This is a genomic window from Azospirillum aestuarii (assembly GCF_016632405.1).
GTDB lineage: Bacteria > Pseudomonadota > Alphaproteobacteria > Azospirillales > Azospirillaceae > Azospirillum > Azospirillum aestuarii.
The window spans coordinates 186,341-206,375 of record NZ_JAEPIV010000005.1 but is presented as its reverse complement, the minus strand read 5'-3'; the positions used below and the strand labels follow the sequence as shown (position 1 = coordinate 206,375).

Annotated in this window: 17 protein-coding genes; 9 read left to right on the top strand and 8 right to left on the bottom strand. The window is 68.2% G+C overall.

Features of this window, described 5'->3' with window-relative positions; all coding sequences use genetic code 11:
- Positions 1–53: 53 nt before the first annotated feature.
- The 5 genes from JJL56_RS13360 to JJL56_RS13340 form a co-directional block, all read right to left on the bottom strand.
- Positions 54–1,628 carry a SpoIIE family protein phosphatase gene (locus JJL56_RS13360; RefSeq protein WP_200485377.1) on the bottom strand — a complete coding sequence of 525 codons (1,575 nt, stop codon included), beginning with the start codon at positions 1,626–1,628 and terminating at the stop codon, positions 54–56.
- Positions 1,625–2,422, bottom strand: a complete 798-nt coding sequence (locus JJL56_RS13355) for a substrate-binding periplasmic protein (RefSeq protein WP_200485376.1) — start codon at positions 2,420–2,422, stop codon at positions 1,625–1,627. Before JJL56_RS13355 ends, JJL56_RS13360 begins: the two co-directional genes overlap by 4 nt.
- Positions 2,423–2,551: 129 nt before the next feature.
- Positions 2,552–4,330: an ATP-dependent zinc metalloprotease FtsH gene (ftsH, locus tag JJL56_RS13350; RefSeq protein ID WP_200485375.1), complete on the bottom strand. Its 1,779-nt coding sequence runs from the start codon at positions 4,328–4,330 to the stop codon at positions 2,552–2,554.
- Between the two features lie 137 nt (positions 4,331–4,467).
- Positions 4,468–5,415, bottom strand: a complete 948-nt coding sequence (locus JJL56_RS13345; RefSeq protein WP_200485374.1) for a DnaJ C-terminal domain-containing protein — start codon at positions 5,413–5,415, stop codon at positions 4,468–4,470.
- A gap of 48 nt (positions 5,416–5,463) precedes the next feature.
- A complete protein-coding gene (locus JJL56_RS13340; protein WP_145626076.1) occupies positions 5,464–5,919 on the bottom strand; it encodes an RT0821/Lpp0805 family surface protein in 456 nt (151 codons plus the stop codon).
- A gap of 181 nt (positions 5,920–6,100) precedes the next feature.
- Between JJL56_RS13340 and pdxH the strand changes: the two genes are divergently transcribed.
- The 9 genes from pdxH to JJL56_RS13295 all read left to right on the top strand — a co-directional run bounded on the left by pdxH (position 6,101) and on the right by JJL56_RS13295 (position 15,986).
- Positions 6,101–6,712, top strand: coding sequence for a pyridoxamine 5'-phosphate oxidase (gene pdxH / locus JJL56_RS13335; protein ID WP_145626075.1), 612 nt, complete (start codon positions 6,101–6,103; stop codon positions 6,710–6,712).
- A gap of 34 nt (positions 6,713–6,746) precedes the next feature.
- Positions 6,747–7,682, top strand: a complete 936-nt coding sequence (locus JJL56_RS13330) for a cation diffusion facilitator family transporter (protein ID WP_200485373.1) — start codon at positions 6,747–6,749, stop codon at positions 7,680–7,682.
- A 162-nt stretch (positions 7,683–7,844) separates the two neighbouring features.
- Positions 7,845–9,236, top strand: coding sequence for a methyl-accepting chemotaxis protein (locus JJL56_RS13325; protein ID WP_145626073.1), 1,392 nt, complete (start codon positions 7,845–7,847; stop codon positions 9,234–9,236).
- Between the two features lie 229 nt (positions 9,237–9,465).
- On the top strand, positions 9,466–10,500 hold the full coding sequence (locus JJL56_RS33675; protein ID WP_200485372.1) for a methyl-accepting chemotaxis protein: 1,035 nt from the start codon (positions 9,466–9,468) through the stop codon (positions 10,498–10,500).
- 99 nt (positions 10,501–10,599) lie between these two features.
- On the top strand, positions 10,600–10,833 hold the full coding sequence (locus JJL56_RS13315) for a hypothetical protein (protein WP_145626071.1): 234 nt from the start codon (positions 10,600–10,602) through the stop codon (positions 10,831–10,833).
- A 189-nt stretch (positions 10,834–11,022) separates the two neighbouring features.
- Entirely contained in the window at positions 11,023–11,847 is an 825-nt protein-coding gene (locus JJL56_RS13310; RefSeq protein ID WP_145626070.1) for an MBL fold metallo-hydrolase, read from the top strand.
- 82 nt (positions 11,848–11,929) lie between these two features.
- Positions 11,930–13,216 carry an SLC13 family permease gene (locus tag JJL56_RS13305; protein ID WP_425599131.1) on the top strand — a complete coding sequence of 429 codons (1,287 nt, stop codon included), beginning with the start codon at positions 11,930–11,932 and terminating at the stop codon, positions 13,214–13,216.
- Between the two features lie 160 nt (positions 13,217–13,376).
- The gene (locus JJL56_RS13300; protein WP_200485371.1) at positions 13,377–14,393 is read left to right on the top strand and encodes a glycosyltransferase; all 1,017 of its coding nucleotides are present in this window, start codon (positions 13,377–13,379) and stop codon (positions 14,391–14,393) included.
- A gap of 9 nt (positions 14,394–14,402) precedes the next feature.
- Positions 14,403–15,986: a hypothetical protein gene (locus JJL56_RS13295; protein WP_200485370.1), complete on the top strand. Its 1,584-nt coding sequence runs from the start codon at positions 14,403–14,405 to the stop codon at positions 15,984–15,986.
- A 124-nt stretch (positions 15,987–16,110) separates the two neighbouring features.
- On the opposite strand, the gene JJL56_RS13290 is transcribed toward JJL56_RS13295, so the two are convergent.
- From JJL56_RS13290 to JJL56_RS13280, 3 genes are all read right to left on the bottom strand, one after another.
- The gene (locus JJL56_RS13290; RefSeq protein WP_200485369.1) at positions 16,111–17,289 is read right to left on the bottom strand and encodes a CobW family GTP-binding protein; all 1,179 of its coding nucleotides are present in this window, start codon (positions 17,287–17,289) and stop codon (positions 16,111–16,113) included.
- The gene (locus JJL56_RS13285) at positions 17,259–17,765 is read right to left on the bottom strand and encodes a Fur family transcriptional regulator (RefSeq protein ID WP_145626066.1); all 507 of its coding nucleotides are present in this window, start codon (positions 17,763–17,765) and stop codon (positions 17,259–17,261) included. The genes JJL56_RS13290 and JJL56_RS13285 overlap by 31 nt, the downstream gene beginning before the upstream one ends.
- Positions 17,766–17,883: 118 nt before the next feature.
- Positions 17,884–19,917: a PhoX family protein gene (locus tag JJL56_RS13280; protein WP_145626065.1), complete on the bottom strand. Its 2,034-nt coding sequence runs from the start codon at positions 19,915–19,917 to the stop codon at positions 17,884–17,886.
- Positions 19,918–20,035 lie beyond the last annotated feature (118 nt).

Here is a 20,035-nt window from a genome sequence, read left to right as displayed (position 1 = left end):
TTCGGCCCGCGGCGGCCCCCTGCTGCACTATTACGCAATCCTTCGAAGGGTAGTTACGCGATTTCCCACAGTGTGTTCCGCGTCGGGGCCGCGGGATCGCCGGCCAGCCGGACGCGGAAGCCGATCATGGTGATGTCGTCGCGTTGCGGGCGGTCGCCCTGGAAGCCGGACAGGCTGGCTTCGATGCGCTCCTTCTGCCGGTCGAGCGGCAGGGCGCTGCACTCCTCGACCACACCGTGCAGACGGCGCTTGCCGAAGCTCCGCCCCCGCTCACCGCCGCATTGGTCGGTCAGCCCGTCGGTGCAGATGTAGAAGGTCTGGTCAGCCCGCAGGTCCAGGCTGCGGTTCGTGAAGGCCGGGGTGGGGCCGGACGCGCGGTAGCCCAGGCTGCGGCGGTCGGCGCGGATCTCGGTCAACCCGTCCGGGCCGGCGACGGCCAGGGGCAGGCGGGCGCCGGCATAGACGAGCCGCCGCTGCGCCGGCCGGACATAGCACAGCGCCAAGTCCAGCCCATTGTCGAATCCACCTTCCCAGCTTGCCGCGTCGCCGTCCTGGTGCAGGGCCGCCCGCACCTTGTCGTCCACCGTGGCGAGCAGCGCGGCGGGGTCGGCGGCGCCCATGCCGTCCACCACGTTGTTCAGCACCGCGCTGGCCGTCATGGTCATGAAGGCGCCGGGGACCCCGTGGCCCGTGCAGTCGGCCATGCCGATCAGGAATCCGTCCTCCACCTCGCGGTAATAGTAGAAGTCGCCGCTGACCACGTCGCGCGGACGCCACAGGACGAAGTGCTGGGCCAGCCCGCTGTCCAGGACCTCCGGTTTCGGCAGGATGGAGGACTGGATCAACTGCGCGTAGTTGATGCTGTCCATGATGCGGCGGTTGATGTCGGCCAGCGCCTCCGTCCGCTCCTGAACGCGGGATTCCAGGGTCTGGGTGTAGTCCTGGACCGTCTCGGCCATGCGGTTGAAGGTCTTGGTCAGGACGCCGATCTCGTCCTCCCGCTCGGTGGCGAGGCGGGCGCCGTAATCGCCGCGGGAGACCGCCTGGGTCGCCTGGGTCAGCCGCCGCAGCGGGCGGAGCACGACGCGGTTCAGCATGACGCTGATGATGGCGATGGCGGTGACCAGGGACAGCAGAAGCAGCCCGACCACCGGCAGCAGAGCGTCCAGCGTGTTGCGGTGGATCTCCTCGGTCGAATAGAGCAGGCGCAGCGTTCCCACCTGCCGGGTCACCCCGTCGCGCCCCCGCAGATCGATCACCTTTTCGACGGTCGTGGAGTCGGCGGAGGTCCTGGGGTCGCCGGACACCGCCATCGGCTCGCTGTGTCCCTGCTCGAAGACGGAGACGGCGAGAATGGCCGGGTCGCGCTCGCGCAGCGAATCGATGATGTTGCGGACGGCGCGGTCGTCGATCTCCCAGATCGGGTTGGCCAGCGCGTCCGTCTGCATGGCGGCGACCAGCTGGGCCCGCTTGGTCAGCGCCGAGAACTGCTGATGCTCCACCACATTGGCCGACACGGCCACGGCGACCACCCCCACGGCGGCGGCGGTGACCAGGATGACGCTGCCGACGCGGGTCAGCAGCGAGCGGTCGCGCCGTCCGACGGCAAGGGAGCGCAGTTCGGTCACGGGGTGATTCCCAGCCGCGTCCACAGCGCCGGAAGCGCGCCGCTGCGCTCCAGCCGGTCGAGCGTGGCGTTGACCCAGGACACATCGACCGGGCCGTTGCGGCGGACCAGGATGGTGTGCTCGTAAATCTGGTCGGTGCGGTCTGACACCAGAAGCAGGGGCGCCATGTCGGGATTGGCTTTCAGGAATTGCGCCAGGAAGGAGCGGGTGACGATGGCCATCGCGGCGCGCCCGGCGGCGACGCTGCGCACGTTGCCTTCGTGGGTGACGGTCAGGCGGGTGTTGAAGCGCTTCTCCAGGATCTCCGGGTCGGCGGTCATGCCGGCGAAGGCGTAATGGTAGCCGAGCCGCCCCAGGATCGTCTTGTCGTCCAGCCGGTCGAAATAGCTCTGGTCGACGCCGGGACCGGCCTTGGCGACGAACACCTCCGCATCGTGAAGGAACACCCGCGAGGCATCCACGGGCCGTCCCTTCCAGCCCCAGGCGAGGCTTTCGAAGGCGATCATGTCGAAGCGGCCGCGTTCCATGTCCTCGTAGCGCCGCTGGGGAGAGGTGCGGACCAGCTCGAATCGGAAGTCGCTCTGCTCCGCGTTCAGAAGGTCGAGCAGAGACCGCGTCACGCCGCCGCCGGCTTCGGTGACATAAGGCGGGAACTCATAAGCGCCGACCTTCACGGTCACCGGCGCGGCCGTCGAGTCCGCGGTTGCAGCAAGGCCGAACGACGACAGGCCGCTCGCCGTCACTCCGGCGAGCGCCAAGGCCAGTACCGTCCGGCGGGCAACCGCTTTTGCCATCCTCAGCCCCGATGCTGTTCGCACGGCCGTGCGAAAAATCTACGCCATGCGAAAATTCTACGGCATTTTACCAATGTATGCGCGTATGCAGCAATGTTTGTCGTTGAATGTGAACGAGAAATTTCGCCATCAGGCCGCCTCCGTCTCCCGTTCCTCCTCCGCCAGCGCGCCGATCTCCTCGCCGCTCAGCGTTTCGCGTTCCAGCAGGGTGGCGGTGATCCGCTCCAGCGCGGCGCGGTCGGCGGCCAGGATGCGGCGGGCGCGCTCCATCCCCTCATCGGTGATGCGGCGGACCTCCTCGTCGATGCGCCAGGCGGTGCGCTCGGAGCGCACGACGGCGGGGTCGTTGCCCGCGTGGGCGACGTAGCCGATGGCGTCGCTCATGCCCCAGGCGGTGACCATGCGGCGGGCGAGGTCGGTGGCGGCGCGGAAATCGGCCTCGGCCCCGGTGGTGACCGCGTCCGGGCCGAACACCAGATCCTCCGCCGCGCGCCCGGCCATGGCGACGGCGATGTCGGCCAGCAGCTTGGCGCGCGACACCGACACGCGGTCGCCCTCCGGCAGCCGCACCACCATGCCCAGCGCGCGGCCGCGCGGGATGATCGTGGCCTTGTGGATGGGGTCGGCCTCCGGGCAGCGGATGGACACCAGCGCGTGACCGGCCTCGTGATAGGCGGTCAGCCGCCGCTCATGGCTGGACAAGGCGAGGCTGCGCCGCTCGTTGCCCATCAGGACGCGGTCCTTCGCCGCCTCGAAATCGGCCATGCCGACGATGACCCGCCCGTTGCGCGCGGCGGACAGGGCCGCCTCGTTGGTCAGGTTGGCCAGCTCCGCGCCCGAAAAGCCGGGCGTGCCCCGCGCCACCGTGCGGACGCAAACGTCCGGGGCGAGGCGCAGCCGGCCCGTGTGGACGCCCAGGATGGCCTCACGCCCGGCCACGTCGGGCAGCGCGACATGGATGTGGCGGTCGAAACGGCCCGGCCGGGTCACGGCGGGGTCCAGCATCTCCGCGCGGTTGGTGGCGGCGATCACCACCACCTCGCCGCCGTTGACGATGCCGTCCATCTCGACCAGAAGCTGGTTCAGGGTCTGCTCGCGCTCCGAATGGGAGTTGGATTCGCCGCGCTTGCCGGCCAGCGCATCCACTTCGTCAATGAACAGCAGGCAGGGCGCGGCGGCCCGCGCCGTCTTGAAGACGCTGCGCACCCGCGCGGCACCCAGCCCGACGAACATCTCCACGAAGTCGGAGCCGGAAACGGTGAAGAAGGGCACCCCGGCCTCGCCCGCCGCGGCCTTCGCCAGCATGGTCTTGCCGGTGCCCGGCGGACCGACCAGCAGGATGCCCTTGGGGACGCGGGCGCCAGCCATGGCGAAACGGCGCGGGTCGCGCAGGAACTCCACGGTCTCGCGAAGCTCATCTTTCGCCTCGTCCACGCCGGCGACGTCGGCGAAGACGGTGCCGGTGTCGCGCGGGCGGACGCGGGTGGCGCGGCCGCCGCCGAGGAACTGCCCGCCGCTGAGCAGCAGCGCGCCGATCAGCAGGCCGATCACCAGGAAGGGCGCCAGCTTCTCCAGGACGGAGACGGTACCGGAAACCAGCCCGCCGGCCTCCTCCTCGAAAGCGATGGCGATCTTCCGCCCGCGCAGCTCCTTCAGCAAGTCGTCGGTGACCGGAACGATGGCGCGCAGCCCCTGGCCGTCCGGCGTGACGGCGTGCGCCCCGTCGCCGCGGAAGGTGACCGAGGCGATGTCACCCCGTTCAGCCGCCGCCACCAAGTCGCTGTAGGTCGCGATCTCCTCGGCGCCGTCGCGCGCGTAGTCGGTCCAGGCCGCGAAGGCGAACCAGCCAAGCAGAAGCGCAGCAACAACGGCGATGGCGGTCAGATATTTTTTCGGGATCGGCGGCATGGCGTCCTACGAAAGCAGCGAAAGCCGTTTCCGGCACATCGCCGCCATTGATGAAGGCGCCGCCGCCCCGCATCAACCGCATTCGTTCCAGGACTTTTCTTTGACATACAAGTAAGGAGAGGGTTAACGGCCTGAATTCACTCCAGGCCGGCCTTCTTGCGCACGTCGTAGCTGCGCGTCCTGGACCATTCCTCCATGAACTTGACCAGTTCCGCGTCGGGCGGGTCGGGGAGGACGACCTTCAGCTTCACATACTGGTCGCCGGCCTGCTTGGTCGCCTGGTTCATGACGCCCTTGCCGCGCAGCCGCAGGGTGGAACCGGTGTTGGCCCCCGGCTGGATCTTCAGCGCGACCGGGCCGCTGACGGTGGGCACGCGGATGGTGGCGCCGAGAACCGCCTCGTTCAAGGTGATCGGCACCTCGACATGGATGTCGGGGCCCTGGCGGGTGAAGAAGGGGTGCGCCTCGACATGGACCTCGACGATGGCGTCGCCCGCCCCGAAGCCGCCGGCGCCGGGAAGCCCCTGGCCCTTCAGCCGCAGCTTCGCCTGATCCTCCGTCCCCGGCGGAACGGCGACGTCGATGCTCTTGCCGTTGGACAGGCTGATGCGCCGCTTGGTGCCCTGCGCCGCCTCGATGAAGGGCACGGAGACCGAGTAATTGATGTCGCTGCCGCGCGAGCGGGAGCCGCCGCCGGAGGCCCCGCCGCCGCTGGCGGCGCCGCCCGCCCCGCCACGCTTGCGCCCGCCGCTGAACAGGTCCGAGAACCAGTCCTCGCCGCCGAAGAAGGAATCGTCGCCCGCACCGCTGTAGGCGCGGCTGCGCCCGGCGTGGGAGCGGCCGCCGAATCCGTGGTGCCGCTCCTGGCCGGAGGCGTCGATCTCGCCCCGGTCGAAGCGGGCGCGCTTGTCGGAATCCGACAGCAGCGTGTAGGCCGCCGAGATTTCCTTGAAGCGCTCCTCGTTGGCGGCGTTGCCGGGCTTCAGGTCGGGATGGAACTCCTTGGCGAGCTTGCGGTACGCCTTCTTGATGTCGTCGGCGCTCGCGGAGCGGGGGAGGCCGAGGATTTGATAAGGGTCACGCATGCTTTCCACGGACAGAGTTATTCCACCCCGAAGCCCGGGGATAAGGCGTTACGAATTGGCGACGATCTTCCACGTACCGTCGGCCTGTTTGCAAGCGGTTCCGTAGGCCAATTCGGTTTGGCTCCTTGTGGTTACCGTTTGGTGGAACTCCCGGCAGTACTGACCGGCGTTGTTGTAGCCCTCGCGCGTCGTGGTCAACGAGCCGTAATGGCCCGTCGCCGGGTTGGTCCAGCCCACCTTGTCGCCGATCGGGGCGGCATAGGCGCGCTTGGCCGCGGCTTCGGCGGCGGCGGCGTCCGACGGCTGGATCGCGGCGCCGCCGATGAAGGCGCCCAGCAGCGGGCCGGTGCCCGAGGAGGCGACCTTGCCCGACGCGCTGCCATAGGTGGACGAGATCCGGCCGCCGACGGTCTCCGCGTTCTTGGTGGCTTCCTGGGAGGTGCTGACGCAACCCGCAAGCAGGGCGACCGCCATCGCCGCCGGGACGAGCTTCTTCACGAACATCGATGCTGCCTCGAAAGGTTGGGAGCCGGCATGCCTTGCTTCTGGCGCACCGGTGGACACTCATATATGCGAGGCTATCCGATCTGTGAATTGGGCATATTTGTGAACTGGGAAGACGCCGTGACCGGCGGCGAAACCCAACGTTGAAACTTTGGGCCCACGGCCGCGCGACGAGGTGAAGATGAGCGAATCCAACGACCGGGACCCGTACGCCCTGTTCCAGGACTGGATGGACGAGGCCACCCGCAGCGAAATCAACGATCCCAACGCCATGGCGCTGGCCACCGCGGACGCGCAGGGGGCGCCGTCGGTGCGCATGGTGCTTCTGAAGGGCGTCGATCCGCGCGGATTCGTCTTCTACACCAACACGGAGAGCCGCAAGGGCGAGCAGCTTCTCGCCAACGCCAACGCCGCGCTGTGCTTCCATTGGAAGACGCTGAAGCGTCAGGTCCGCGTCGAGGGCGCGGTGGAGCCGGTGTCCGACTCCGAGGCCGACGCCTATTTCGAAAGCCGCCCGCGGGAAAGCCGCATCGGCGCCTGGGCGTCGCAGCAGTCGCGCCCGCTTGAGGGCCGATGGGAGCTGGAGAAGCGCGTTGCCCAGTTCGCCGCCAAATTCGGCCTGGGCGCCGTTCCCCGCCCGCCGCACTGGACCGGATTCCGCATCCTGCCGCGGCGAATCGAGTTCTGGCAGGACCGTCCCTTCCGCCTGCACGAGCGCAATCTGTATCTGCGTGAGGGCGACCCGGCGGCGCAGGAGCCGGCGCGCTGGACGACGGAGCGTCTTTTCCCGTAAAGGACCGGTGTCGTCATCACATAAGAAGACGCTCATGAGCGAAGCGCGTTCGCACCGGCTGCGCCGACACGCCACCTACGCCAGCGTGTCGGTGTCGCTCACGCTGATCCTGGCGAAGCTGGCGGCCTATCTGGCGACCGACTCGGTCAGCATCCTGTCGTCGCTGATCGATTCCAGCACGGACATGATGGCCTCGGTGGTGACGCTGCTGGGGGTGCGGACGGCGTTGCGCCCGCCGGACGAGGCGCACCGCTTCGGCCATGGCAAGGCGGAGGCGCTGGCCGCGCTGGCCCAGGCCGCCTTCATCGGCGGTTCCGCCCTGTTCCTGACCATCGAGGCGGTGCGGCGCCTCGTCACCCCGCAGCCGGTGGGCGAGGGGGCGGTGGGCATCGCCGTGATGCTGCTGTCCATCCTGCTGACCGCCGGCCTGATCACCTTCCAGCGCCATGTGGTGACGGCCACCGGCTCGGTTGCGGTGGGGGCGGACCGGCTGCACTACTCCGGCGACCTGCTGATGAACGCCGCGGTCATCCTGGCGATCCTGCTGACCGGATGGACGGGGATCAACGCCTTCGATCCGCTGTTCGGTCTGGGCATCGCGGCCTTTCTGCTCTACGGCGCCCGCAAGGTCGCGAAGGAGGCGCTGAACGTCCTGATGGACCGGGAACTGCCGGCGGAGGAGCGGGAGCGCATCGCGGCGCTGGTGATGGCGCAGCCGGACGTTGCGGGGATGCACGATCTGAGGACCCGCAGCTCCGGCGTCGGCGCCTTCATCGAGCTTCACCTGGAACTCGATCCGACGCTGACGGTCGCCAGGGCGCACGACATCACCGACCGGGTGGAGGCGCGTCTGCGGGACGTCTTCGCCAACGCCGAGGTGATGATCCATCAGGAGCCCGCCGGCTTGCAGGATGAGCGGCTGGATCAACGCATCGCCGATGGACGCGCCGGCGAGGACGGTGTGGGTTGACGCTTTCTCCGCCTTCGGTTGCGAACGGGTTACCGGCGCGCAATAATTGAGCATATTGCCCTTTGGAATGACCCTTCCTCCGTTGCGCAATTGTAAGGGTTCGGTAATAATTGCATTGGATTTTAGCGCTCTGCGCATTCTTGTGAAACGGATGGCGGAAAAATGGACAGTGCGTTCGGCGGCCGCTCTCATCTGATCGCGGACATTGCCACTGAAGCGGGCAATCTCGGCATCGAGATCGCGGACATCGCGGGCCATGTGGAGGAGGTCAACGGCCGCCTCGGCCATCAGGCCAACGTTTTCGCGCAACTGCGCGGCACCGGGAACAAGATGTCGGAGAGCACGCAACGCATCTCCGCCGCCGCGACCGTGGCGCGATCCGTGACCGAGCAGGCCCGGCAGGAGGTCGAATCCTCCCACGACCGGGTGCAGCGGTCGATGAACGACATCCATGCCCTTGTCGCCGCGGTGGGGGGCATCGAGGGGCAGATCGCCGGCCTGCAGGAGGCGCTGGACCGCGTGGGCCGGGTCGCCAAGGAAATCTTCGTCATCGCCAAGCAGACCAACCTGCTGGCGCTCAACGCGACCATCGAGGCGGCCCGCGCCGGCGAGGCCGGGCGCGGCTTCGCCGTGGTGGCGAACGAGGTGAAGGCCTTGTCCAAGAAGACCAGCGAGGCGACGACGGAGATCGACGCCACGCTGAAATACCTCAACGACCAAGCCCAGCGCCTGATGGCCGAAAGCGCGTCCAGCGCCAGCAAGGCCCGCGCGGTGAGCGAGGGCACCACCGCCATCGGCACCGTCATCGAGACCGTTGGCCGCGCCATGTCGGAACTGAACGGCGAGACCGACAAGATCGACGCGGCCTCCTCCGAGATCGGCGCCAATTGCGAAGAGCTTCAGCACGAGATCGACGACCTCGCGGTCGGCGTGCAGCTGTCCAGCGACAATCTGGCCCAGGCGCGCGACCGCGTGAACACGCTGGTCGGCATGAGCGAACGGCTGATCGGCATCACCGCCGAATTGGACGTGGAGACGGTGGACACCCCCTTCATCCGGCTGGTTTGCGACGCCGCGTCGCGCATCTCCGCCGATTTCGAGGATGCGCTGTCGCGCGGCGAGGTTCGCGACGGCGACCTGTTCGACAGCAATTACCAGCCCATCCCCGGTTCCAACCCGCAGCAGCACATGACCCGCTTCACGGAGTTCTGCGACCGCATGCTGCCGAGGGTGATCGATTCGCTGCTGGGGCAAAGTGAGCGCATCGTCTTCTGCGTGGCGGTCGATTCCAACGGTTACCTGCCGACCCACAACCGCAGGTTCAGCCAGCCCCAGGGGGCCGATCCGACGTGGAACGCGGCCAACTGCCGCAACCGCCGCATCTTCAACGACCGCGTCGGTCTGGCCGCGGGGCGCAGCACCAAGCCGTTCCTGCTCCAGACCTACCGGCGCGACATGGGGGGTGGCCAATACGCCCTGATGAAGGACGTGTCCGCCCCGATCACGGTGCGGGGACGCCATTGGGGTGGCCTGCGTCTGGCCTACAAGGTCTGAGCCGGCAAGGTCTGAACCGTCCCGCATCCGCACATTGCCGGTTTGCATACCGGGGGATGACATTGCGCCGCAGGGGGCGGCGCGATTCCGGTCGGCATTCCGTGTTGCGGATTTGTGATTGCGTCGATTCAATGCGGCTCGGGTGGGTTGCGGATGATTGAATGAGCCGACGACCGGCCGTTCGGTCGTCCTTGGGGGTCGTCACCGATAATCCTTGGAGGTGATGTTCATGCCCGAGCGTATCGTGGCGTTGTCGCGCGCCGTGTCCGATCTTGCCACGCGCAAAATGGACGAGATCCAGGCCGTTACGAACACGACCAAGATCCTGGCGCTCAACGCCCTGATCGAGGCGATGCGCGCCGGGGAGGCCGGACGCGGCTTCGCCGTGGTGGCCCAGGAGGTGAAGGCCATCTCGGAGCGGATCACCGGCATCGGCGGGCAACTGCGCGCCCAGATGGCGGTGCAGACCGACGAGTTGAACACGCTGGGCAACCGTTTGGTTTCGCAGTTGCGTGGCGGACGGCTCGCCGATCTGGCGCTCAACATGATCGACATCATGGACCGCAATTTGTACGAGCGGTCCTGCGATGTGCGGTGGTGGGCCACCGACAGCGCCGTGGTGGATTGCGCCGCCGATCCGTCCGAGGCCAACCGGCGCCACGCGGCGCAGCGGCTGGGCGTCATTCTGGGCGCCTACACGGTCTATCTCGACCTCTGGGTCGTCGATGCCAGGGGCGTGGTTCTGGCGACCGGACGGCCCGACCGCTACCGCCGCGCCGTGGGCAGCTCGGTCGCGTCCGAATCCTGGTTCCGCGAGGCGATGGCGACCCGCAGCGGAACCGACTTCGCGGTGGCCGACATCGGCGCCAACGACCTGCTGGACCGCGCGACCGTCGCCACCTACGCCACGGCCATCCGGGTCGGCGGCGAGGAGAGCGGCCCCGTCATCGGCGTGTTGGGGGTCTTCTTCGACTGGCAGACCCAATCCCAGGGCGTGGTCGACTCCGTCCGCCTGACCGACGAGGAGCGCTCCCGGACCCGCTGCCTTCTGGTGGACAGCCGTCACCGCGTGATCGCCGCCTCCGACCGCAGGGGTGTCCTGACGGAAAGCTACCCCTTGCGCACCGGCGGCCACGGGCACGGCAGCTATTCCGACGAGCAGGGACGCGTCGTCGGTTTCGCCGTGACGCCGGGCTATGAAACCTACAAGGGGCTCGGCTGGTTTGGAGTGATCGTCCAGGATTCGGTCGGCTCTTGCGAATAGACGTGTCGTATTGCAGCAATTCGAATCTTTTGAGGGCGCTGCCTGAAATGTTGGCGAAACACCCCTGTGGTGCAGTTGGACCACGGAAAGGTGTTTCGCATGCAGGCTCTCAGGCAAATCGTGACCGTACCGGAACAGGAAGACGACCTCGTCGCGGAGGCGATCCGCGACGTGCTTGTGGCGGACGTCATCGATCAGGCCACGAAGGACCGGCTGGTGGATGGGCTGACCGTTCTGAAGGCCGGGCTGGACTGCCCCGACGCGGGCTGCACGGGATGCTTCCACCGCCGGTCCTGCGAACGCTTCATCGAAGGCATCCTGTGGACCAGCTGACCCAGGGGCGTCGACTGGGTCCAATCTTGGTCCAATCCGGAAGGGGGCGGGCTCCCTCTTTGGAACCGGCGGGGCTGTGACGGTCGTCACCGCGTAAACCGAAAACCATGCTAAAATGCCGTCTTAACGGTCCCCACCCGCAGGCTTGGTGCGGCGCGGTGGTCCGGAGATCGGTGTCTCGAGGTCGGTATGGGCTTTTCGGTGACCTTCTGGGGGGTTCGGGGCACGGTCCCTTGCCCGCTGCCGTCCCATATGGGCTTCGGCGGCAACACGAGTTGCGTGGAGGTGCAGGCGGGCGGCCAGCGCATCGTCATCGACGCCGGCACCGGCATCCGCATGCTCGGAAAGCGCCTGTTGAACGAGGGTGCCGCCGAGGCGACCCTGCTGATGAGCCACACCCATCTCGACCACATCTGCGGCTTTCCCTTCTTCGCCCCGGCCTACAGCAAGGGCTTCCACCTGCGCATCGTCTCCGGCCATCTGAAAGGCAATCCGGGCATCGAAGCGGCCATGGCCCGGCAAATGGAGCGTCCCCTGTTCCCGGTGCCGATGCGCACCATGGGAAGCAACATCGTGTTCGACGAGATCACGGCCGGCGACCAGTTCGCGCTGGGCGAGGGGGTGCAGGTCCGCACGGCGCTGCTGAACCATCCGGACGGCGCCACCGGCTACCGCATCGAGCATCTGGGCAGATCCTTCGCCTATGTGACCGACACGGAGCATGTGTCCGGCCATCCCGACCGCAACATCCTCGACCTGATCGACGGCGCCGACCTCGTGCTCTACGACAGCACCTACACGGACGAGGAATGGCAGAACCGAATCGGTTGGGGCCACTCCACCTGGACCGAGGGGGTCCGGCTGGCGCAGGCCGCCGGGGTCAAGCAACTGGTGTTGTTCCACCACGACCCCGACCACGACGACGCGGCCATGACCGCCATCGAGGCGGCGGCCCAGGCGGTGTTTCCCGACTGCTTCGCCGCGCGGGAAGGGATGACGGTCACGCTGGCCTGACCTCGGCTTGGCGCCTATGGCCTGACCCTGTGCCGGGCCGTTATAGAGGGGCTCCCTCCATCCCGCAGCGAATCCCCCCTCCATGCCCGCTCTTCCCCTGACCGTCCCGCCCATGACGCTGACGGTCGTCGCGCTGTTCGTCGTCACCTATGTCGGCATGGCGCTGGGGCGCTTTCCCGGCCTGCGCATCGACCGCACCGGCATCGCCCTGGTCGCGGCCATTCTTCTGCTCGCCATCGGGGCGCTGGAATCGGGGCAGGTGACGGAAGCGATCGACTTCCCGACTCTGTTCATCCTGTTCGGGCTGATGGTGCTGTCCGCCCAGTACGCGGCCAGCGGCTTCTACGACTGGTGCGCCCTGCGGGTGGCCCAGGCGGCGCGCTCTCCGGCCCGGCTGCTGGCGGTGACGGTGGCGGTGGGCGGCGGCCTGTCGGCGATCCTCGCCAACGACGTGGTGGTCTTCGCCATGACGCCGATGCTCTGCGTCGGTCTGCTGGCCCGCCGGCTGGACCCGCGGCCCTACCTGATCGGCCTGGCCGGAGCGGCGAACGCCGGGTCTGCGGCGACGGTGATCGGCAACCCGCAGAACATCCTGATCGGCCAGATGGGACATCTGGACTTCTGGCGCTTCCTGGCGGTCTGCGGGGTGCCGGCTCTGGTCGGCCTGCTGGTGGTCTACGCCGTGGTGTGGCTCGCCTGGAGGGGCCGCTTCGGCGAGCCGGACGACGGTGTGATGGGCGAGGGCGCTGCGGGAGAGGGCGGGGCGGAGCCGGTGGCCTTGGACCGGGCGCAGTTCGGCAAGGCGCTGGTGGCCACCCTGGTGCTTCTCGGCCTGTTCACCACCGACCTGCCGCACGAGATCGGCGTGCTGCTGGTCGCCGGGGCGATGCTGATCAGCCGGCGGCTGGCCTCGCGCGGGATGCTGGGCATGGTGGACTGGCATCTGCTGGTCCTCTTCGCCGCGCTGTTCGCCATCAACCACGCGCTGAAGCTGACCGGCCTGCCCGCGGAGTTCGTGTCGGGGATGGAGGCCGCCGGCTGGCTGCCCGACCGGCTGGCGGTGATGACCCCGCTCGCGCTGGCGGCGAGCAACAGCATCGGCAACGTGCCGGCGGTGATCCTGCTGCTCGCCGCCTGGCCGTCGCCGCCGGAGGGGGCGCTCTACGGGCTGGCGATCCTGTCCACGCTGGCCGGCAACCTGCTGATCCCCGGCAGCCTCGCCAACATCATCGTGGTGGAGCGGGCGGCGGCCTCCGGCGTCCGGCTCGGCTTTCTGGAGCACGCCCGTTGCGGCATCCCGATGACCCTTTTGTCGATGGGATTCGCCGTTTTGTGGCTGTGGGGCACCGGCTGGATGCGTCTGAGCTGATTTTTCTCCTTATGGGCTATGCGAATGGTGCCGCCCCTCTCCGTCCGGGGCATTGCCCTCTCTTCGCAAAGCAAAAAACTTGGGGTGGCCTCGTTTCGAGGTCGGCCCCAAGGCCCCATGGCACAGACGCCCCAAGGCACACACGAAGGACGGAAACCGCATGTCAGAAGCCCAGACGCCCCGGACGCTGGACACCGGAGCCCAGGAACGGCCCCAGGAAACGCCCTGGGAGACTCCGGTCGTCGCGGTGGTGGTCACCCACAACCGTCTGGCCCTGCTGAAGACCTGTCTGGCGGCCATCCATGGGCAGGAGCCGCGGCCCGACCGCATCGTCGTGGTGGACAACGGCTCCAGCGACGGCACCGCGGAGTGGCTGGCCGAGCAGCGGGCGGTGATGCCGGAACTTCTGGTGGTCCGGCAGGCCAACATCGGCTCCGCTGGCGCCTATCACACCGCCTTCGCCACAGCGCTGGAACTGGGCGCCCGCTGGATCTGGAGCACCGACGACGACGGCATCCCGGCGCCCGGCGCGCTCGCCGAACTGCTGCGCCAGGGTGAGCGGCACGACCTCGACCTCGTCGGGCCGACCGTGGTCGCGGCGGAGGACCGCGGCGATCTGGCCTTCACCATGCAGGGCTTCACCAAGGCCGACGCCTTCGCCGCCGCGGCGCAGGACGGCATCGTGCCGGGCGCCATCGCGCTGTTCAACGGGACCCTGCTGCGCCGGCGCGTGTTCGAGCGGATCGGCAACATCAAGCGCGAGATGTTCATCTGGGGCGACGAGTGGGAGTTCACGCTGCGCGCCCGCCGGGCCGGGCTGCGCGACGCAACGGCGGTGCGCGCCCTGCACGTCCACCCGCGCAACCGCCGCACCCAGCGCCCGTTAGTCGGCGGCTTCCTCGGCACGGTGGAGGAGATGCCGGAGAACCGCGCCCCCTATTTCTTCCGGAACATGGGCTACATCCACGCCACCTACGAGCGCAAGTCCATCGCCCGCATGATGGTCAAATACACGCTCTACTATCTGCTGCACCGGCGCGCCGACGTGAAGGGGCTGCGCGGCTTCTGGACCCATTACCGGGCCGGCCTGCTCAACCGCTATCCGGAGGACTTGCAGGCGTCTCCCACGGCCGCGGCGCCCGCCGCTCCGCCCCGGTCCTTCCCGAAAAGCGTCTGAGGGGGCCGCATGTTCAGGGATTTCACCCTCGACGGACGGGCGGCGTCCCGCGCCGAGTCCGTGTATGTCTGGCCCGCCGCCTTGCTGATCCTGGTGGCGGCATCGATCCCTGTCTGGATGTTCGAGATTCCGGCGCTGGGCGACTACGTCAACCACGTCACCCGCATGTACGCCCTGGCCCATCTGGACCAGGACCCGGCGCTGGCGCAATTCTACATGGTGCGCTGGGCGATCATTCCCAATCTGGTGATGGACATCGTCGTGCCGCCGCTGGCCAAGCTGATCGGGGTGCACACGGCGAGCCGGCTGTTCGTCACCGCCAGCTATCTGGTGCTTGTGACCGGCTCCATCGCGCTCTACCGCGCCGTCTGGGGCCGGGTGGAGCTGGGGCCGCTGGCCGCCGGGCTGTTCCTCTACACCCTGTCCACCTACATGGGTCTGTTCAACTACCTGTTCGGGCTGGGGCTGGCGCTGTGGGGAATCGCCGGCTGGATCGTGATGGTGGAGCGCGCACCCTGGCAGCGCGGGCTGGCCTCGCTCGGCATCGTGTTGCTGCTGTTCATCTCGCACCTGTTCGCGCTCGGGCTCTACGGGCTGACGCTCCTCGCCTTCGAGGGGTGGCGGCTGTGGCGGAGTGGCGGCTGGCGCGAGCCGTGGCGGGCGTTGCCGGACGCGCTGGCCTTCGGTCTGCCCTTCCTGATCGTGCCGCCGCTTCTGCTGATGAGCCCGTCGTCGGGCTTCGCCGACGCGGTGCTGTGGGTCGGCACGGCGAAGCTGATGGGTTTCGACTTCCTGTTCGGCGGCTACGCCGACACGGTCGGCTATGTGACGGGCATCGCCGTCGGGCTGGGCATCGCCTGGGGGTTGTGGAGCGGGGCGCTGCGGCTGCACCCGGTCGGCGCCATCACCATCGCGCTGGGGCTGGTGGTCTATGCGGCGATGCCGCTCGTCCTCTTCGGCTCCTGGTTCGCCGACAGCCGCCTGCCCATCGGTATCGCCTTCGTCGCGCTGGGCTTCGTGCGGTGGGAACTGGCGACCTTGACCATGCGGGTGGCCTTCCTGTCGGTGGTGGTCGCGCTGTCGCTGCTGCGCAGCGCCGACGCCGGGGTGGGGCTGGCCAAGGTGGACCCGCTGCTGGAGGAGGTGCGCCAGTCCCTGCAGCGGATCGAGCCGGGCAGCACCGTGCTCGCCACCTACGCCGACGAGACGCTGCACAAGTCGATCTTCCGCGCCACCCAATTCACCGACGACCGCGCCCTATCCTTCGGCCTGCACCACGCGCCGGTGCTGGCGCTGATGGAGCGGTCCAGCCTCGTGCCCATCGCCTTCACCCATCCGGGCAAGCAGGTGCTGTTGCTGAAGCCGGACTATGCGGACCTGGATGGTGATTTCACCTACATGCCGCGCATCGGCTACGTGGCCGACGCGGTGCGCCAGCCGGGCTTGCGCGACAACCATTACTGGGCCGACTGGCCCCGGCGCTTCGGTTACGTTTATGTGCTGTTCAGCGAGCCGGGCCGCGCAAATCCGGTGCCGGAGCACCTGACGCTGGTGCAGGAGGGGCGGTACTTCCAGCTTTACAAGGTGAAGTGAGGCGGGCGGTTGCCCCCACCCTAACCCTCCCCCGCTTTCGCAGGGGAGGGGACTGCCGCCGCTTCGCGAACATCTCCCTCCCCTGCGTAGCGGGGGAGGGCCGGGGTGGGGGCAATGATGTCCCTCAGGCCCCTTCCGCGCCCCAAACGAACTGGTCGAACATCGGCTGGATCACCGCCTCGCCGATGTCGCGGGTGATGAAGACGATCTTGGAGCGGTGATCCTCGCCGGGCCATTCCTGGAGCTGCACCGGCGGGTGGAACATGTGCTGCACGCCGTGGACGACGACCGGCAGCGGGCTTTCCTTCACGTTCAGCAGCCCCTTGATGCGCAGCAGGTTTTCCCCGCCGGTGGCGATCAGCGCCTCCATGAAATCGACGAAGTTGTTCCACGGAATCGGCTCGTCCACCACCATGCAGAAGGCGCGGATGTGGTCGTCGTGCCGGTTGGCGTCGTGGTGGTGGTGATCGTGCCCGCAATCCGGGCCGCAGGCGTCGCCATGGTCGTGGTGATGGTGGTCGTGCCCGTGATCATGGTCATGCCCGTGATCGTGATGATGGGCCTGCTCGTCGCGGTACGCCTCCTCCCGGAGCCAGCGCGCCACGTCGGGGCTCTTGGTGTCGGGATTGTAGAGGCCGGCGTCGAACAGCTGCTTCGGGTCCACCTCGCCGAAGGCGGCGGGGATCTGCGGGGCCGCCGGGTTGATCGCCGACAGGCGCTGGCACAAAGCGAGCGTCGTGTGCGGAGTGGCCAGATCGGTCTTGGTCAGCACGATGCGGTCGGCGACGGCGGCCTGCTTCACGCTCTCCGGCTGGCGGTCGAGCTGGTTGGCGCCGTGCACCGCGTCCACCGTGCTGATGACCCCGTCCAGGCGGAAGCGGGCGGCCAGCAGCGGGTCGCTCATCAGCGTGTGGATGATCGGGGCCGGGTCGGCGAGGCCCGTCGTCTCCACCACCACCCGGTCGAACTCCGGGATGTCGCCGCGCACGCGCTTCAGGAACAGGTCGCGCAGCGTGTCCACGAGATCGCCGCGGATGGTGCAGCACAGGCAGCCGCTGTCCATCAGCACCATGTTCTCCGACGCCTTGGCGACCAGCAGATGGTCCAGCCCGACCTCGCCGAACTCGTTGATCACCACGGCGGTGCGGGCCATGCCGGGATGGTGCAGGAGCCGTTGCAGCAGCGTGGTCTTGCCGCTGCCGAGGAAGCCGGTCAGCACCGAGACGGGCAGGCGGGGCGCCGGCGGAGCGGCGGGGGTCGGGGCGGCGGCGGTCACGGGGTCTTCTCCTGGCAATCGGTGCATGTGCCGCGCACCTCGACGGTGGGGCGGCTCACCTGGAAACCATGCTCGGCGGCGATGGTGCCGATGGCGGCGCGGATGCGCGGATCGTCGATCTCCACGGCGTTGCCGCAGGTCTCGCACACCAGGAACTGCCCGGAATGGACGGCTCCCGGCGCCGCGCAGCCGATGTAGGCGTTCAGCGATTCGATGCGGTGGACCAGCCCGTGCTCCACCAGGAACTCCAGCGCCCGGTAGACGGTCAGCGGGGCGGTGGCCTTGCCCTCGCGCTGGCTGAGGTCTTCGAGGATGGCGTAGGCGCCGCGCGGCTTGTGGCTGTTCCAGACCAGCTCCAGGACCTGCCGGCGGAGCGCGGTCAGCCGGGCGCCGCGTTCAGCGCACAGGGCGTCGGCGCGCATCAGCGCGTCGGCGATGCAATGCGCGTGGTCGTGCCCATGAGCGGGGGGCGGGCCGGCGGTGGGATGCGGGTTGGCGGTCATGGCGTTATCTTATTACATCGCCGGACGCCGACACCAGACAAAGAAGAAGGGCGGCCCCGGACGCGGGGGCCGCCCTTTCAAGGCGTGTCGCTTCGTTATGGGACGGACGCCCGGTCGGTCAGAGACCGATCACGCCGCCGTCCTTCTTGGTGATGGCGACCACCGACGGGCGCGGCGGCATGTTGGGCTTGAAGTCGGGCCAGCGGGTCGCTGGGTCCTCGAAGGAGGAGAGCTTGCCCTTGAAGCCTTCCCACTGGTCGACGCCGTCGGTGGCCGGGTGCTGCACGGCGACGAACAGGGTCCTGTCGTCGGTGGTGAAGCAGGGGCCGCACATCTCCGCACCCACCGGCACGCGGTAGAACATCTTGGACAGGCCGCGCAGGTCGCCCTCGGTCTCCACGGCCCAGACGCCGTCGGCGGTGCCCGACGCCTTCTTCCAGTTCTCGCCCTGGTCGGTGGTGATCCACAGGCGGCCGCGGTGATCCACCGCCGCGTTGTCCGGGCAGGAGAACCAGCCGTTGGCCGAGGTGTCGGCGTGGAACTGCGCGCCGACCTTCCCGTCCGCCGGGTTGCCGCCGCGGACCAGGATCGTCCATTCGCCCTTGGTCGAGGCGTGGTTGCCGCCTTCCGGCAGGATCTCGACGATGTGGCCCCAGTTGTTCTCGGCGCGCGGGTTGGTCGCGTCCACCTGCTCCGGCTTGCGGCGGGAGTTGTTGGTGAGCATGACGTAGACCTTGCCGGTCACCGGGTTCACCTCGATGTCCTCCGGGCGGTCCATCTTGGTGGCGCCCAGCGCGTCGGCGGCGAGGCGGGCGTTGATCAGGACGGTGGCCTGGTCGGGGAAGCCCTTCTCGGCCGTCAGCGGGCCCTGGCCGTGGACCAGCGGTAGCCATTCGACCGAGGCGTCGGCCTTGAACTTCGCCACATAGAGCGTCCCGGTCTCCAGGATGTCCATGTTGGCGGCGCGATTCTTCGGATCGAACTTCTTCGCCGCGACGAACTTGTAGACATAGTCGAACCGCTCGTCGTCGCCGGTGTAGGCGACCACGGTGCCGTCCTTGCCCAGCGCGATCTGGCAGGCCTCATGCTTGAAGCGGCCGAGCGCCGTGCGCTTCTTCGGAGTCGAGGTCGGGTCGTAGGGGTCGATCTCGACAATCCAGCCGAAGCGGTTGGACTCGTTCGGCTCCTTGGCGATGTCGAAGCGGTCGTGATAAACGCCCCAGTTGTACCATTCGCCGGGGAAGCCGTAGCGCTTCAGCACCTTGGCGTTCGGGTTGCTGTCCTCGACCTTGCCCCAGAAGTAGCCGTTGAAGTTCTCTTCCGCCGACAGCCAGGTGCCCCAGGGCGTCATGCCGCCGGAACAGTTGTTCAGCATGCCGCGGACCATCGTGCCGGTCGGGTCGTAGCTGGTCTTCATCAGGGCGTGGCCGGCGGCCGGGCCAGTGATGGCGCAGGCCGTTTCGCCGGTGATGCGGCGGTTGTACTTGGAGTTCGGCTCGGTCACCCACTTGCCCTTGACCTTGCGGATCTCGACGACGGTGCCGCCGTGGGCGGCCATCTCGATGTCCACCAGCGTCCTGGTCATGCGGGCGAACTTGTCCTTCTGCTGCTCCACGCCGACGCCGGGGAACATGACCTCCTCGTCGGTGTATTCGTGGTTCACGCAGAGCAGGGCGCGGTCCGGCGACTGCGAGCCGAGCGGCAGCGGGGCGTAGCCGACGAAGTCGTTGTTGTAGCCGAACTGCTTCGACTGCGCCTCGGCCGACTGGTTCATCGGGTCGAAGGCCGGCGCGCCGGGGACCACCGGGTCGCCCCAGCGGATCAGGATGTCGGCGTTGTAGCCGGCGGCGACGTGATGGTCGGCGTCGACACCATGCGCCACCTCCTGGAAGGAGAAGCTGGCCTTGGCCGGGCGCGGGGCGCCGGTGACGGCGGCCTCGGCCTCGCGCGGCGAGGAGAGCAGGGCGGCCGGGCCGATCAGGGCGCTGACCGCCGCACCGGTCAGCATGCCGCGCACCATGTCGCGACGGCCGAGGCGGGCGTTGATGACGTCGCCCATGGTCGGGTTTTCGGACGGGTTGGAGCCGATGTCCTCGCGGCCCTCGAAGGTCAGGTACTTGGTGCCCTTCTGGGGCAGGTCATGGGTGTCCATCGGTGCGCCTCGTCTCTTTTCGCAGATTTATTGTGGTAGGGGCGGGCGCACCTTACCGGCGGCCTGTGACGGTTTCTTTGCACTCCCATGAAGGCGGAATGAAAACACACGGTCGGAT

Bases quoted from the DNA above. Each gene is read 5' to 3' on its own strand.
- JJL56_RS33675 (WP_200485372.1), top strand. From the start codon at position 9,466: ATGCCCGAGCGTATCGTGGCGTTGTCGCGCGCCGTGTCCGATCTTGCC.
- JJL56_RS13310 (WP_145626070.1), top strand. From the start codon at position 11,023: ATGGGCTTTTCGGTGACCTTCTGGGGGGTTCGGGGCACGGTCCCTTGC.
- JJL56_RS13315 (WP_145626071.1), top strand. From the start codon at position 10,600: ATGCAGGCTCTCAGGCAAATCGTGACCGTACCGGAACAGGAAGACGAC.
- JJL56_RS13355 (WP_200485376.1), bottom strand. From the start codon at position 2,422: ATGGCAAAAGCGGTTGCCCGCCGGACGGTACTGGCCTTGGCGCTCGCC.
- ftsH (WP_200485375.1), bottom strand. From the start codon at position 4,330: ATGCCGCCGATCCCGAAAAAATATCTGACCGCCATCGCCGTTGTTGCT.
- JJL56_RS13305 (WP_425599131.1), top strand. From the start codon at position 11,930: ATGCCCGCTCTTCCCCTGACCGTCCCGCCCATGACGCTGACGGTCGTC.
- pdxH (WP_145626075.1), top strand. From the start codon at position 6,101: ATGAGCGAATCCAACGACCGGGACCCGTACGCCCTGTTCCAGGACTGG.
- JJL56_RS13280 (WP_145626065.1), bottom strand. From the start codon at position 19,917: ATGGACACCCATGACCTGCCCCAGAAGGGCACCAAGTACCTGACCTTC.
- JJL56_RS13340 (WP_145626076.1), bottom strand. From the start codon at position 5,919: ATGTTCGTGAAGAAGCTCGTCCCGGCGGCGATGGCGGTCGCCCTGCTT.
- JJL56_RS13300 (WP_200485371.1), top strand. From the start codon at position 13,377: ATGTCAGAAGCCCAGACGCCCCGGACGCTGGACACCGGAGCCCAGGAA.
- JJL56_RS13345 (WP_200485374.1), bottom strand. From the start codon at position 5,415: ATGCGTGACCCTTATCAAATCCTCGGCCTCCCCCGCTCCGCGAGCGCC.
- JJL56_RS13325 (WP_145626073.1), top strand. From the start codon at position 7,845: ATGGACAGTGCGTTCGGCGGCCGCTCTCATCTGATCGCGGACATTGCC.
- JJL56_RS13285 (WP_145626066.1), bottom strand. From the start codon at position 17,765: ATGACCGCCAACCCGCATCCCACCGCCGGCCCGCCCCCCGCTCATGGG.
- JJL56_RS13295 (WP_200485370.1), top strand. From the start codon at position 14,403: ATGTTCAGGGATTTCACCCTCGACGGACGGGCGGCGTCCCGCGCCGAG.
- JJL56_RS13290 (WP_200485369.1), bottom strand. From the start codon at position 17,289: ATGCACCGATTGCCAGGAGAAGACCCCGTGACCGCCGCCGCCCCGACC.
- JJL56_RS13330 (WP_200485373.1), top strand. From the start codon at position 6,747: ATGAGCGAAGCGCGTTCGCACCGGCTGCGCCGACACGCCACCTACGCC.